This window comes from Paenibacillus sp. CFBP 13594, assembly GCF_014842675.1.
GTDB classification, from domain to species: domain Bacteria; phylum Bacillota; class Bacilli; order Paenibacillales; family Paenibacillaceae; genus Paenibacillus; species Paenibacillus amylolyticus_B.
In genome coordinates, this window is the sequence record NZ_JACYVQ010000002.1 from 68,379 (window position 1) to 83,356 (window position 14,978).

Consider the following 14,978-nt stretch of genomic DNA (forward strand, 5'->3'; position numbering starts at 1 on the left):
GAGCCTATGAAAGTAAATCTGAAGCGGAATTGGCACACCAAGTTGATGTATTCGTATTTTCCTATTTTTCTGCTTACGATTTCCATTCTAATCTTTCTCTCCTTCCTGATTGTCAACGAACTCTCACGTAACGAAACACAAAAAGCCGACATGATCTCCACCCGCTATATCGTGGATACACTGGAGCGCTCGCTAAGCGACATTGAACTTCGGTTACTTGAAGACATTGGTGCAAACAAAACATATAGTCGCTTTCTGGAAGCTGGACGGGGACAATTATCGAGTCAGTTCATCTATGATGCGGCAAGTGGGTTCGGACGTATGCTGGATCAGCAGGATATGATTCAATCCATTTATCTCTATCGTATGTCCGATTCCCAGATTCTTACGCCGAGAGGCATGATGCGTTTGGAAGATTTTGAAGATCGTGCCTATATTGAGCAAGCCTTGAAAGATCGGGAGAACCTCGGTTGGAATCTGCCACGTGATTATAAGGAACGTTCCTTCGACGTACCTTCACAGGTGATTAGTATGAATAAGTGGCTTCCGTTACCGTGGGGCGGGGAAGGTCTGCTCGTCATTACCATCCGCATGTATGCAGTAGAACGGCAGATTGATAACATGACGAATGAAAAGTTATCTGTTCTTCAGGTTCGGGATAAGAGCGACAATCTGATCTATACCGCGCATCAAATGGACCCTTCAGCAGGCGAAATCCTTAATCGTGTGACTGCGGACAAACTTGGTCTGGTCTTTGAGAGCGGTATTCAATCCGGACAACTGTATTCATGGGTATCCCTTGTCTCTTATGTGTGGATCGGTATTGGTTTATTAACAATTGTTGGTGCGGTGGCTGGACTAATCTACATTACTCGCAGAAATACACGCCCCATTCAGCTGATCATGAATCGAATTCAGGCGTTACAGCCACGTGCCGAGGAGGATGAAGCAGCTCCATCCGTCAAAGATGAACTGGCACTCATCGATCGTGCGCTGGAACATTTGATTGCTCAAACGGTTGACTATGAGAAACAACATCATGAAAACTTACTGATTCATCGCAGACAGTTGCTTGTTGATCTGATGGAAGGAGAGCGAATGGATTCATTCCGTCACCGACTTCGCCATCTGCAACCGCTAGAGGAACGATTCATGGAACCGAAGAGTGTTGCTGTCCTCATTGCGGAGATGAATGGTGACGATCTCTCGACCAATCAGAATATTCTGAAGATTGCGCTCATGAACGTAGTGGAAGAACTTGTGCAGAATGAGACCCAGTTCGGCGGTTGGGCTGAATGGTTTGGGAACCGCAGGCTTATTGTGGTGATTGCATCGGATGAGCAGGAAGGACTGGACCGTGAATTGCTTATGGATCTGGCTAAGCAGATGCATATGTGGATTGCGGAACACTTCCGACTCCGGTTTACCTTTGGCATTGGACGAACCGTATCGGGCTGGGAGGAGATCACTCGATCCTATGCGAGTGCAGATGCGGGTTTGCAGCATAGACTTACTCTTGGTAAAGATGCCATCGTTCTCAGTGAGCAACTACCGGATCGTATTGAGCTGAAATCGTACAAGTATTTACAAATGCTCGCAGACTTTGTCCGTGAATTCAGACTAACCGGTGATGGTTGGCGGATTCAACTGGATCAGATGTTTGTTGCGTTCAGCGAAGATCAGATTACAGATAACGATATTCGCATGTTGCTGCAGGCGTTAATCCAGATGTTGTCCCGTGAATTCGGGGAGCTGTCTGAGCGGTTGCAAAGCCAATTTGCCGAGGGAATTCTGACTCGTCTTCGTAGTGATATCCAGCAGGTGGAGACACTGGAGGGGATTCAAGAAATTTTGCAGGAGTGGCTTAAAGAGGTTTATCGCAATTATGTATCTGTAAATGAAACGAAAAGTCATCGCGCGATGATCAACGAGCTGCGGATTTATATTGAAGAGCATTTTGATGATCCGGATCTTTCGCTGAAACATCTGAGTGATCGGTTCCAGATCTCGGGCAAATATGCGAGTTATCTGTTTAAGGAAGAGTTTGAGATGAAGTTTGTTGATTTTCTGGTGAAACTGAGGGTCGAAAAGGCCTGTCGTCTGTTGTCTGCATCCGATATGGCTGTTCAGGATATTGCTCTGCAAGTGGGTTATGCCAATGCCATCTCCTTCGGCAGAGTATTTAAACGGATTATGGGCGTGACACCAGGGGACTACCGCAAGCAGAGTGGAAAACAAGGGGATCAATAATGATATTGGTCGTGTTAGAACACCCGTTAGCGGGTGAAATCCAATCATCTTAGAGATATCTATGAAATCTCCTGTATGAGGGAATAAGGTTCGTACCTTATCGTCCTTTGCAGGAGATTTTTTTGATGTTCAACCACAATCTTAGGCCAGTGTAACTGGTATGTTGTTAAGGAATTTTACGAATGTCCTATACTAGCATTATGACAATCCATAGATTAATAGGGCAGGAGTGAAGATGATGTACAAATACGGACAGCAAGTATGGGGATCAGTAGATATCAGTAAAAGGGTTACCATTACAGCAAACAACAACACATTTACATTTCATGTAGATGACTCGTCATATACGATAACTATACCTGTTGGTACCTATACGACAAGTCAACAAAGGCATGAATCCGAACTTATTCAGGTCATTTCGAAGGCAGGGGCGGCTCAGAGCATTCCTGTACGATTTATTTTGGGCGGAATGCATTATGATGAGAAGTATAATGTATTGATTTTGGAACATACGGACACAAGCAACGAACATGTGATGGATCAATTTGCGGGAAATGCCATCGATACGTTGTTTGGTCAAATGAAGTTTAATCTTCCGCCAAGGAATTAGTGCGTCGAATCGTTCTACACGTGTTGCTAAACAAGGAGATCACATAAGATGTGGTCTCTTTTTCATTTTTTGAAGAGAGATTTAATGGAAAAAAGATTATTGCAAGCTGGGTGATTCCAGATTGTCTATGAGAAACCAAAATGAATACAACACAATATGTTATCATAGTTAACATATAAGGTGTGAAAATTGTATATTGTCAGGAAATATGTTTATATTTCGCGGTATTTAACTTAAAAAACGTGAATTTCACATTTTGAAAATAGTTTATTGTCTAAATATCAGATCTTATGTAATGATTAGTGACATTCACAGGTGCAACAAAATGGGATGAACAAAGTGGAGTGGCAATCATGTGAATCCATTCAGAGAGTGTGCGAAAGGGGAAAGGTCAAATGAGATTATTTCAAAGACGTAAGGCAAGCAAGGCAAGTTCAATCCTCGCAGTGGTAACAGCATTCACTCTATTATTATCTGCATGTTCATCAGGAAGCGAATCAACATCTTCATCAGGAGAGTCGGGTTCGGGGGAAAAAACGACTTTGAAAGTGGAAATCTTCGATCGGGGAAACACTCCGGCGGGCTACACCATTTCGGACAGTTATCTGACTCGCTTCATTCAAGAGAAGTTTGGTGATCCAAACAACATCGATGTTCAGTTTGTTCCCGTACCACGCTCGGAGGAAGTACAGAAACTTAACGTTCTGATGGCGAGTGGCTCTGAAGTTCCTGATATTGTCTTCACCTACGATTCGGGAACATTCAACCGGTATGCAGAGCAAGGAGGTCTGACCGAACTTACGGATCTGATCAATCAAAGTGGTCCTAACCTGAAGAAGTTCCTCGGAGATGAAACGTTGGCCTACGGTCAATACGATGGTCAACAGTTTGCGGTTCCAGGTAAACGTCTTGTACTTGGCAAGTACGCATCTTATGTTCGTCAGGATTGGCTGGACGCACTCGGATTGCCTTCACCTGAGACAGCTGAGGAGCTGCATACCACACTGAAGGCCTTTAAGGAAAAAGATCCGGGTAAGGTTGGCACAGGACTTATCCCGATGGGGATGTCCATTGCCTCGGCTCAATATGAACCACTGATCTGGTCATTCATTGAACCGCTGACGGAAGAACAGAAATATACATTAACGCAACAACTGGGTTCCAATGACTATCCAACGTTGTTGCCTGGTTTCAAGGAAGCCCTGAAATATATGAACACACTGTATAATGAAGGATTAATGAGCAAGGACTTTGGACTCGACAAAGACAAGAAAAAGCTGTGGGAAGATGTATCTAACGGCAAAGTTGGATTCTACACCGAGGATGCCGGGGAGATTTATATCTCCGGTACGTACAAAAACCTGCAAACCAATCAACCTGGTGCAGTGATCACACCAATTGATGCATTCAAAAACTCCGAAGGCAAATTTGCCAAACCGGCATATGCACCCAATGCGATGTATGTCATGATTCCGAAATCGAGCAAAAATGCGGAAGCAGCGATGAAGTATCTGGATTGGATGGCTTCAGGCAACAACCTGTTCGACCTGCAATTCGGTGTTGAAAACGAGAACTACGAACTTGTGGATGGGGTACCACTGATCAAAGATGATGCTTCTCCTGAAATTGCAGGCCGTATCTATAATTCTGGTGACATTGCCATTATCGTGAACGGTAAATACGTTGGGGATGACAAGAAAAATGAAGAGGCCTATGTCGTTCAGGTAGAGTCGAAGTATCGGGATGATATGCGCAAGTCGGTAGCCATTTCCAACACGGACACCATTCAACCGGTACGCTTCTCCAAACCGATTGATGCAGAAGCGCGTTACGGTAACGGCCTGAAAGACAAGTTCATGGAATTTTTCGTGAAAACAACCATTTCCAAACCCGCTGATTTTGAAGCCACGTATGACAGCATGATGAAGGACTACATGGCGAGCGGTGGCCAAGCAATCCTCGATGAACGTACAGAAGCTTACAAAGCGATGAAATAAGTAGAGTAGAGATCACATCCAATGTGTATGACAACAAAGAACAGGGATTTCATTAGGGCGATGGCAACATCGCCTTGATGAAGAATCCTGAATGACATGGGGGGAAGGTTTATGAAAACAAGCATCTATTTCCGCAGAAACTGGCAACTATATGCGCTGCTCCTACTGCCCATGATCTACTTCATTATTTTTAAGTATGGGCCAATGTATGGCGTGCAGATTGCGTTCAAGGACTTTAACTTCTTTCAAGGGATCGCCGGTAGTGAGTGGATTGGCTTGGATGCATTCAGAGAAGTGTTTCAAAACCAGGGATTCTACACGGCATTACGCAACACGTTAGTGCTTAACATGCTGGATCTACTGGTCTCCTTCCCGGCACCACTTATATTAGCCATCTTATTGTTTGAGCTGAAGAAGGCCTGGTTCAAAAAGTTGGCACAGACTTTACTGTACATTCCTCACTTTATTTCGTGGGTCATAATTGGAGGGATCGTACTTCAGGTATTCGGTACGCAGTCCGGTTTCATCAACAATATCTTGATGAGCATGGGATTTGATCCATTGCCATTCCTTTCAGACAAAAACTATTGGCTCTTTACGTATCTTGCGGTAGGCGTGTGGCAGAGTGCAGGCTGGGGTACGATTCTGTATCTGGCATCCCTCACGGGCATTAACCGGGAACTCTACGAAGCCGCAGAAGTGGATGGAGCAAGTCGGTTACGCAGAATCTGGCACATCTCCTTGCCAGGCATCAAAACAACGATTGTTACCTTATTGATCATCAATGTCGGCAACATGATCTCTATCGGCTTTGACCGACCGTTTATTATCGGTAACGTGGCTGTACGTGAATACTCGGATGTGCTCAGCACGTTTGTCTATCGTGTCGGTTTACAATCTGGTCAGGTTACGCTCGCAACAGCTGTAGGTTTGTTCCAGGCTTTAGTTGGACTTGTCTTCATACTCGGAGCAAACTATACGTCCAAGAAATTAACCGATGAGAGCATTATGTAGTGGATTGAATCACATATGATCTGTAAGGAGTGAGTGGGATGTCTGAAAACACGGCGAATCGAATATTCAACACGGTAAACGTCATTCTTATTATCATTACGATGGTGCTGTGTCTTGCACCATTCATTCATATTATTGCGATCTCGCTCAGCTCGAACCGGGCGATCGGTTCAGGAGAAGTTTCCTTTTTCCCCAAAGAGTTATCCTTTGAGGCATATACCAAAGTATTTGCAGATGGATCGATGATTCGCTCTCTCATCTATACCGTTTGGCTGACCGTCCTGAGTACAGTGCTAAGCATGGCGATGACCATTGCAGCGGCATATCCACTGGCGAAGAGTAACCTGAAGGGGCGCAAGTGGTTCATGCTTGTTATTGTGGTGACGATGTTCTTCAGTGGAGGTATTATTCCCGAGTACATTCTGATCAAAAATCTGCATCTACTCGACAGCTCATGGGGACTCATTCTGCCGGGATTGATTAGTCCGTTTTATATGATCATTCTCATTACCTTCTTCCGAGGTATTCCAGAAAGTCTGGAAGAAGCAGCGGGCATTGATGGAAGCAGTCACTTCGGAACACTTATGCGCATTATTTTGCCACTCTCTCTTCCGGTTATGGCAACACTGAGCCTATTCTACGCTGTAGGACGCTGGAATGGTTTCCAGGATGCACTCATGTATATTACGAAGCCTGAACTATACCCTTTGCAATTGAAATTGTATCAGATGATTCAGCAAAACCAGATTACAGAACTGATGCAGAACGAAGGTATTGGTGCTGTTCAAGTCTTGCCTGAGAGTCTGAAAGCAGCCAGCGTTATATTCTCCACGTTACCGATCCTTCTGGTGTATCCATGGTTGCAGCGGTACTTTATCAGTGGCGTAATGGTAGGTGCTGTAAAAGGTTAATAGTCTCGGGAGGTCCATGACATGACACAACGAATGGTAGAGAAGATGTCAAAAGAACAGCAGTACCTTGTAAATCAGTCCATGTTGATGATGGATAGCTTCTATGACAAGGAAATGGATCTGCTTCGCAGTTTCGAAGAGGAGGATTCATCGCAGCATAGCACACGAGCCAGCGCACATTATGCGCTAGGGTTGTTGATTCGAGATGAGCCTGGTGATGTGGAACGCGCGATACGGGTGTTCCACAAGGTGCTCGATGTTCAATATGACGCTCCGGATGAAATCTATCACGGAACCTTCGCGACCCGGCCAAATGATGTGCATCCACCAGCGGGTCACTATGCTTGGAAATCTTTTGCGCCAGGCACGGCCTATTTCCTGGAACGCACCTTTGAGAAGGTGTCTGCGCAGTTTATCCATAAATTACAGGAAGATGGATCTCTGCTTACAGAGACGGCAGATTCCAAACAACTGAAACGCCTGTTTCATTCGGCAGTGAATCAGGTCCTGCCACCGGTCTGGATCAGTTATGATCCCAACTGGCGCGAGTTTATCGCTTGTGTCTGTGTGGTCGTAACTGCCGAATTCGCCGAACTTATGCCGGAGACACTCATGAAACGGATGGACCATGCGATGGAACTGGCTGTTCAAGGGTCAATAGAACGGAGGTTATCCGACGTAATTCCAATGAACACGAATATTGAGTTGATGCATATTTTCATCACCCACTATTATGGCCATCGCTTGAACCGAACAGAATGGATTCAGCATTCGGATGAACAGGCAGAGGGATTGATGATGGAGTTTGAACAATACAACGGTACATTCGCGGAATTCAATACGACAACGTATTACGGGGTGGATCTGTCCGTGCTTGGCATGTATCGAAAGTATGGACTCACCCAACGTTTAGTTGAAATTGGACACCGGATCGAACACGGGCTGTGGAATAACATTGCGCTATATTACAATGCCAACCTGGAGAATCTCTCCGGCCCATTCTCTCGGGCGTACGACATGGAGATGCGAGAGCATAGTTCGATCGGTGTATTTATCTATCTTTTGCTTGGTGAAGGGTATGAATATCTGGCAGGAATCAACTGTGAGTCAGGTCATGATCCACTGATTGCGCTCCTTGGGGTCGATGTGCCCGCAGAAGCCGTGCCGTATTTCAGGACTCATCAAGCGGATCGGCTTGTGCAGAAACAGTTCATGGAACTGTGTGAGCGCAATGATCCAACGTCCAATCGGAATTTGTGTACAGCCAAAGCTTGGATCGGTGAGGATCGGATGATTGGGGCCATGTCGGGAAGTGTGAATACGAATGGACAGATGCATCCAGCTACGATCCACTGGCAGATAGAGACGGGGGAGCGTTATTATCTTCGCTTGATCCGCCGTGAGGTAGGCGAGGGGTGGAATAGTCATCTGCGGGGATTGACGTTTGATGCGGATCTCACGCCAGATTCGTTAACCATTGATGTCGCATTGGATACAGAGGAAGAAATCGAAGTTTATTTTGAAATCAGAGGGCCTTCCCTTCGTCAGCAGGATATTACGCCAGCCTTATGGCAGTTCCCTGGACTTACGTGTACCGTGAAGGCTGAAGCGCCTGAACCATCCGTATTAATGTATGTGAATCATGCGGAGATCATCTATCGTTATGTGCCTGGGCAGACTGCTAACCAGATGAGATTTGAATTGACCCTCCGTGAAGACAATGGACAGAGGAATGAATAGATAGAGATAAATGGAATATGAATAGGCGATAGAATGAGAGACAGGAGGACCAATAATGTATACGGACAAACAGGAATATTCGTTCTCAACATGTTGGAACATCAAACGTCATACGACCGGACAAGGCATGATTGAAGAGATCAAATCTCTTGGATTCAGACAGGTGGAATTGAATTATAATGTTACGGAAGAGATGCTGCAGACGATAGAACCGATGATTGTACGGGGCGAAATCGGTGTATCCAGTGTGCATAATACATTCCCGCATGTGGCTGATCCGGATTATGGGACGGATTCCGTCCTGCTCGGATTCGATGATGAGCCGCGCCGTAAACGAGCGATTGAACTGTTACTTCGCTCAGCCGAGTACGCACATCGTTATGGCGCCAAGGCTGTTGTTGTACATCCCGGTGAGATCCCGTTTGAATACAATATAGATGAAGCATTGAAAAAGATATACCATGATCAAGGACCGGATTCACCGGCATATCAATCTTTATGGCAAGAGATGCTGAAGAAGCGGGAAGATGGCAGCGCACATTACCTGAGCCGGATTCAGGAGAGTCTGGAAGAGGTATGTGACTTGTCTGAGCAGCGAGGATACGGGGTGAGTTTCGGTATTGAGACCCGTTCACGCTGTTATCAGATGCCGACTTTGCACGAAGCAGGGGCGATTATTGGGCAAATGAAGGGCGCGCCGCTTGGTCTTTGGTACGATATTGGTCACGGTATGATGATGGATCGAATGGGGCTGTACGATAATGTACGCGAGGCTAATGCGTTGATTGATCACGTGGTTGGCGTGCATATTCATGAAACCGTAGGGTTGGCAGATCATTGGTGTCCATATATTCATAGTAAAGACATGACCTTTTTTGATTCATTTTTGGATATTATTGATCGTTCGCCGGTGAAAGTATATGAGCTGAAAGCCGCTTGTACACCGGAAGAAATTGATGAAAGTCATGGAATAATCACGGCTCGTATTGCTGAACGTCATGCGGCGCGTCAGCGCGGATAAAGATCACATGCTTCAAACATGAATGCACCTTATAGGAAAGTAAACCAACAGATAGAGCGGTTCAGAACAAACCTCAGGTTGCATTACAGGGTGTTCTGCCGCTCTTATGTTGTTCTTTTAAACTGGTACATGTTTTTACCGTTTCTCAGGGAGTGTTACATCACCGAGGATCCCTGCCTGATATCCTTTGACTACAGCACCAATTCTGGACTTCACACCAAATTTCTGTGTAATAGAGGTGATATGATACTCCACTGTACGTTGACTGATCGCCAGATCCTGTGCAATTTCCTTATTGGTCATCTCCAGTGCAATACGGTTAAGCACTTCGCGTTCTGTTGCAGTGAGTGATTCCTCCAGATTAGAGGATAACATGGTCTCTGGAACAAGCACATGACCCAACATACTTTGGTGGATGGCGTTAATAATCTGTCCATACGTTGCTTGTTTCGACAAGTAGGCATGGACGCCCAGATCATAAGCCTTCAACTGGAATTCGTGATAGTTGTACCCGGATAACAATATAATTTTGACGGATAACCCGTATTGATCTTTCAATCTTCTCACAACCTCAAAACCATCAAGTTGGGGCATGCGAATATCCATGACGACAACATCTGGTCGCAACGCCTCTACTTCGGATAAAAAAAGTAATGGATCGCTGAAAGTCTTCAATACCTGTATGCCGGGTTCGCGGTTTAAGCGATTGTTGAGACCTTCCATGACCAGGGGGTGATCATCAAGCAGTACGACTGTAATGGGTTCGCTCATTGTTCAGTTGCTCCTTTGGTTAAAGGCAAAAGAATGTTGATTGAGGTTCCTTTGCCAAGGCTGGAATGTAAGGTTAATTCTCCACCGAGATGCTGAATGCTGCTTTGTATGGATATCAAACCGAAGTGCCCTGTTGCAGTAGCAAATGTGGTATGAACATTAAACCCCAAGCCGTTATCCTCTACTTGGAGAATCAAGTCATTATCCCTTGTATGTACCTGTATGAAGCAAAACGACGCCTGTGCGTGCTTCATCACATTCATAATGAGTTCACGGATCGTCCGAAAGACGGTGGATTTCAGAGGATCGTGCTTTAACTCTTCAGAGAGGGCGTTATAGTTTAGTTCCATTCTGAGACCACTTTGTATTTGAAGTGTACGGATGAGCCATTGCAACGCTTCCTCCAGATCACTTCGATCCATAATATGAGGGTAGAGATCATCACACAATTGGCGTATATCTCTCTGGGAAGCATACAGGCACTCCAGCCAAACAGCCGTTTGATCCTTATGCGTCTCTCCGGTATCGTGTAATTCCTCCAAATCACGAGACAGGAAAATCAGGTTTTGTAGCAGTTGGTCATGCAGGAAATAAGAGGTTTTCATACGCTCTGCCTGTTGGGCTTCCATCATAATATCATTGAACTGCCGATGGCGGCGTATCTGGTGTTCATGAAGATCTGTCTGGTCTACACGGTATTCATATCGCTTCTGCAGATCAGATAAGAGTTTGCCATTGATGAGCATTCGAATCGCTTCCAGCCTGCCTTTATCAATGATCTCCTGCTCTTCTGCTGAAAAAAAGGTGCGATTTTCTTTGTGACCAATGCCTAGAAATCCTATCATCTCCGTCGTTGGTTCACCTGAAAGCTCCCAAACCTGTGCCAAGTCATATTTCTGTCGTAAAACTTCAATATCCAACACCTCGTTATCGATATTCTGAATGGAAGAAAAAACGCCTGTACCTTCCTGAGAATATCTGTGCTTATCATCAATCCATATGACAATGACGCCTTCAATATCCAGCATCTTGTGGAACATCTCGGCAAACACGTGAATCATGTCCCGCATGTTTTGCTGCTCAGCCATTCGCACAGTCAACCGCAGTTGCTGGTGTTCCAACCAGTCTTTATTAAGTTTGTTTTTCTTGCGTGAGCGGGTGAGCATGTACTGATACACCCAAGTGATCAGCAAAAACGAGACAAACAGTAAGCTGATATGAATTAACGAATGCAGGTGCGAAGCAGCCAGAAACAGTAAAAATACGATCAAAGCATATAGTCCATGAATCATCAATCTTGGCATAACCAGTTTGAAGTCAAGCATGCTCCGTTGTACAAGTACATAAGTGAACATCCATGATAAAGGAAGAAATCCAATTAATGTGTACTCTACAGGCAATAATGGTTCACCTTGAAGCAGGGTTGGAATAGCAAAACAGATGATGAAGGGAATTAGGCTAAAAATAATTCCTGTTAACATGAGCAATAGCTGGTTCTGCTCCTTGCGATTGTAGCTTTTACGATTAACCCATGTCATCCAGATTAAGATCAGAAGGGTTGCGCAAAGAATAAAGTTAAGCAGATTGGTTGGACCAGACGGCGCAACAGGAGTACTGACGGTGGTAATGCCTTGATTGATCTGAACATCGGTCATCATCCACTGCTTGATGTATAAATATACTAGGCCTGCAGAATAAGCAACTGCAATACCTCTGCTGATGAATAGTAACCACCGAAAACGATGCAGACGGGTACGGAATACAAAAGACACATAAAAAGCGGCTAGACAGTAAGGTAACCATGCCGCACAAAAGGCCAGAATATAATTGGATAAAGGCAACTGGGATGTGTATATCGTCAATATACATATGGCCATGGACAGGTTAAGCAGGTAGAACAGACGCATCACTCGTGAACCGGGTTGGTTAAACAGGGCGTAGCTTCCTGTCACCAATAGCAATAACTCCAAAATGGATGAGAATCCGATGTTAAACCATTCACGTGGCCCAGGCTTCATGGTATGTTCGGATGCCTGACCGCGAGAATTCTCAACGCTAATGGTATAGGCTTCAGTCACTAAGAATTCACCTTTTTGATGGAGTAATCGGACTTCTCCTTTGGATTCCAACGAGATAACAGTGTCACCCGATCTAATCCCGGATGTATATGCCAAACCTTGAGGATCTACATCATGTACTGCCCAAGAATTAGAGGCATTTGGTGTTAACGAAAGTCCGATATAAGGGTTCATAAATGACGAGATATGGATATATGTGGCTGTTAGTGTAAAGCACAACATCGTGACAAACCAAACAGAACTAAATTTATATGTGGTGACACTATGTAATGAATTTCTTAATCCCATGCGAGTAATCATCCGTTCTTATAAAATGCATCATTGGTAAAATGAAGTGGAAAAACAAGCCATGTAGCAATGACATGGCTTGCCGAGCATCACTCTATGTTAATGTAGCAGAGTGCCTAACATTTTGTACATCAAAATTGATGATTCCTGCCTAAGCATAGGCTGCTTTGATCTATAATCCACAGCACCGCTGCTGGATATGGATACTTCCGGACCGTAGAGACCTAGAGCAACCACAAACTGGACCCCTTCTTCAGCCCAACGATCCTGTGAACCGGCAAGATTGGCAGTTACGGCAGGTGCACCAAGTAGTTGTTGAGCCGTTCTGGAAATAATCACTGCGGCCTCTTGCCTTGTGATGGCTTGGTCAGGATGGAACAATCCACGGGTGTTACCTTGCACAATTCCCAGTTCCAGGGCGGTTTGAATGAAGGCGGCATAGGGGCTTAACTGGGTGTCTTTAAATTTTGGTGATTGAGTCGAAATTGACATCCCGCTTATACCCACGACCTGTGTTACAAATTCTCCACGACTTACAGGCTTCTCTGGTTCAAATTGGGATTGATCCTGTGGATACAGGCCAATCTGTGTTAAGCGATAGATGTACGGAGCATAGGGGTGGTCTTCTGGCACATCTTCATAAGGCTTGGCTTCTGGCAATTTCTCGGACCAGCTATCTGACTTGTTGTAATAGAAATACGTGATTTCACCTAACTGATTTTTTTTGAAACCAGCGAGTTTACCGTCCTCATCCATGAACAACATGTCCTTAACGGGTGTTAAAGTGTGAGTGCCATAAGCGTCTATAACCTGAAGCCCTTTCTCTGTTGCTGAAATATCATACAACCATGCGGGCAAGCGAATATCCCGATATAGTCCCTCGTAGGTACGGAGTGAAAAATCGGGTACGATATAATTGACATCTTGGGTCTCTTTGTTCGGATAAAAATGATCCATAAATGCTTGGAAAAGCGCTTCTCGCAGATCAGGTCCATCACTGTTGGAGACGACAAATAGTCCGGTCTTCTCGTTAGGCAACAGCCATAGATTGGAGTGGAAGCCTGCAAGATCGCCTGCTTTACTCACGACTTTCCGTCCATGATTATATTGCGAATAGGTGGATTCGAATCCATAACCTGTGCCGGGTATATCAGGGTGTATGGAGACATCCAACGTTTGCATGTCCTGGACGGATGCCGGTTCGAGTATACGTGCACCCTGGTATGAACCTTGATTGAGCTGCGCAAGCATAAAATGAGCCATATCCCGTCCAGTCGTAATTAATCCACCCTCAGGTGAGCTATCCGGTACATTGGGATATTGCGGTAATGCCTGCCCTTCAGCGCCATAAGGAGTCGCGAGTTTACTGAGCGAGTCTTTGCTTAGTGTAAAATGGCTATTCGACATACCGAGTGGCTGGAAAATATGCTGTTGTACATAAGTCTCAAACGGAAGTTTGGACTGTTTCTGAACAATGTAGCCCAAGAGTGCATAGCCGTAGTTGTCGTAACGGAAAACTTCTCCTGGCGTGCGGACAACGGACGGTTGGTGGTCTTTGATGAATTGCTCAAGCGGATAAGAACTTCCCAGCTCCCTGTCTGTAGCTACTGCATCCGTGAAATCAAACCCGCTGGTGTGGGTCATCAGATGTTCCAATGTTAACGTTGTTCCGGTATGGTTGGTCAGATGCAAAGCGTCTGTGTATGCGCTGATATCCTGATCAAGCTTTACGTTACCTTGCTCGGCCAATTGCATAATAGCGGTTGCTGTCAGTGTTTTGGAGATGGAGGCTACACGGAACAGGGTGGAGTCGGCATCGACGGGGATTTGTTTTTCCGCATTGGCATAACCATATCCTTTATTCAACACAATCTGTTGATCGTGAACAACGGTGACGACAGCCCCTTTCAGAGCAGACTTCACTTCAGGCTGGGCGAAGAATTGATTGATGAACGATTCCGTTTCCTGAGGGGTTACCTGTTGAAGGGGGAGACTATTCTCTGCCGATACACTGGTTATTGTGGTGAAACTCAGAGATGCAACCAGAAGGATGTTGGCTACGACACGTTTCCATTTAGGATTCGATTTGTAGTTCTGTTGTTGTTGAATTGGACATGTTGCTACGTAAGATTTCATGAAATTCTCCTTTGAGTTGAGAGATGTTGGCTCTCTTACATTTAAGTACATCTATAATCTAGCAGTTCGAATGTAATGGCGATTCCGTAGTACGCACTTATTATGGCAGGACTTCCGCAAACCTTTTTGCGTGATCCCGCAATCGCAGAAGGTGAATAGTGA

Annotated in this window: 10 protein-coding genes; 7 read left to right on the forward strand and 3 right to left on the reverse strand. The window is 45.1% G+C overall.

Annotated features, from left to right (window positions below):
• Nucleotides 1-6: 6 nt before the first annotated feature.
• The 7 genes from IFU39_RS07765 (at nucleotide 7) to IFU39_RS07795 (ending at nucleotide 9,543) form a co-directional block, all read left to right on the forward strand.
• The gene (locus IFU39_RS07765) at nucleotides 7-2,250 is read left to right on the forward strand and encodes a helix-turn-helix domain-containing protein (protein WP_149846563.1); all 2,244 of its coding nucleotides are present in this window, start codon (nucleotides 7-9) and stop codon (nucleotides 2,248-2,250) included.
• Between the two features lie 238 nt (nucleotides 2,251-2,488).
• Nucleotides 2,489-2,860 carry a hypothetical protein gene (locus IFU39_RS07770; RefSeq protein WP_105598397.1) on the forward strand — a complete coding sequence of 124 codons (372 nt, stop codon included), beginning with the start codon at nucleotides 2,489-2,491 and terminating at the stop codon, nucleotides 2,858-2,860.
• Nucleotides 2,861-3,255: 395 nt separating this feature from the next.
• Nucleotides 3,256-4,857, forward strand: coding sequence for an extracellular solute-binding protein (locus IFU39_RS07775; protein ID WP_105598398.1), 1,602 nt, complete (start codon nucleotides 3,256-3,258; stop codon nucleotides 4,855-4,857).
• A 111-nt stretch (nucleotides 4,858-4,968) separates the two neighbouring features.
• Nucleotides 4,969-5,871 (forward strand): ABC transporter permease, encoded by a 903-nt coding sequence (locus IFU39_RS07780; protein WP_017688833.1) that lies wholly within the window; start codon nucleotides 4,969-4,971, stop codon nucleotides 5,869-5,871.
• Nucleotides 5,872-5,909: 38 nt separating this feature from the next.
• A complete protein-coding gene (locus IFU39_RS07785; protein WP_105598399.1) occupies nucleotides 5,910-6,782 on the forward strand; it encodes a carbohydrate ABC transporter permease in 873 nt (290 codons plus the stop codon).
• Between the two features lie 21 nt (nucleotides 6,783-6,803).
• The gene (locus tag IFU39_RS07790) at nucleotides 6,804-8,522 is read left to right on the forward strand and encodes a hypothetical protein (RefSeq protein ID WP_192132071.1); all 1,719 of its coding nucleotides are present in this window, start codon (nucleotides 6,804-6,806) and stop codon (nucleotides 8,520-8,522) included.
• A 55-nt stretch (nucleotides 8,523-8,577) separates the two neighbouring features.
• A complete protein-coding gene (locus IFU39_RS07795) occupies nucleotides 8,578-9,543 on the forward strand; it encodes a sugar phosphate isomerase/epimerase family protein (protein WP_192132073.1) in 966 nt (321 codons plus the stop codon).
• A 135-nt stretch (nucleotides 9,544-9,678) separates the two neighbouring features.
• Here the strand turns inward: IFU39_RS07795 and IFU39_RS07800 are convergent, their stop codons facing one another.
• The 3 genes from IFU39_RS07800 to IFU39_RS07810 all read right to left on the reverse strand — a co-directional run bounded on the left by IFU39_RS07800 (nucleotide 9,679) and on the right by IFU39_RS07810 (nucleotide 14,816).
• Complete coding sequence (locus tag IFU39_RS07800) at nucleotides 9,679-10,314, reverse strand: response regulator (protein ID WP_105598402.1); 636 nt, start codon at nucleotides 10,312-10,314, stop codon at nucleotides 9,679-9,681.
• Complete coding sequence (locus IFU39_RS33390) at nucleotides 10,311-12,392, reverse strand: ATP-binding protein (RefSeq protein WP_192132075.1); 2,082 nt, start codon at nucleotides 12,390-12,392, stop codon at nucleotides 10,311-10,313. The genes IFU39_RS07800 and IFU39_RS33390 overlap by 4 nt, the downstream gene beginning before the upstream one ends.
• 387 nt (nucleotides 12,393-12,779) lie before the next feature.
• Nucleotides 12,780-14,816 carry a serine hydrolase gene (locus IFU39_RS07810; protein WP_192132078.1) on the reverse strand — a complete coding sequence of 679 codons (2,037 nt, stop codon included), beginning with the start codon at nucleotides 14,814-14,816 and terminating at the stop codon, nucleotides 12,780-12,782.
• Nucleotides 14,817-14,978: the final 162 nt, after the last annotated feature.

Coding starts and splice junctions, on each gene's coding strand:
- IFU39_RS07775 (WP_105598398.1), top strand. CDS start 3,256: ATGAGATTATTTCAAAGACGTAAGGCAAGCAAGGCAAGTTCAATCCTC.
- IFU39_RS07780 (WP_017688833.1), top strand. CDS start 4,969: ATGAAAACAAGCATCTATTTCCGCAGAAACTGGCAACTATATGCGCTG.
- IFU39_RS07810 (WP_192132078.1), bottom strand. CDS start 14,816: ATGAAATCTTACGTAGCAACATGTCCAATTCAACAACAACAGAACTAC.
- IFU39_RS07795 (WP_192132073.1), top strand. CDS start 8,578: ATGTATACGGACAAACAGGAATATTCGTTCTCAACATGTTGGAACATC.
- IFU39_RS07785 (WP_105598399.1), top strand. CDS start 5,910: ATGTCTGAAAACACGGCGAATCGAATATTCAACACGGTAAACGTCATT.
- IFU39_RS07770 (WP_105598397.1), top strand. CDS start 2,489: ATGTACAAATACGGACAGCAAGTATGGGGATCAGTAGATATCAGTAAA.
- IFU39_RS07790 (WP_192132071.1), top strand. CDS start 6,804: ATGACACAACGAATGGTAGAGAAGATGTCAAAAGAACAGCAGTACCTT.
- IFU39_RS07765 (WP_149846563.1), top strand. CDS start 7: ATGAAAGTAAATCTGAAGCGGAATTGGCACACCAAGTTGATGTATTCG.
- IFU39_RS07800 (WP_105598402.1), bottom strand. CDS start 10,314: ATGAGCGAACCCATTACAGTCGTACTGCTTGATGATCACCCCCTGGTC.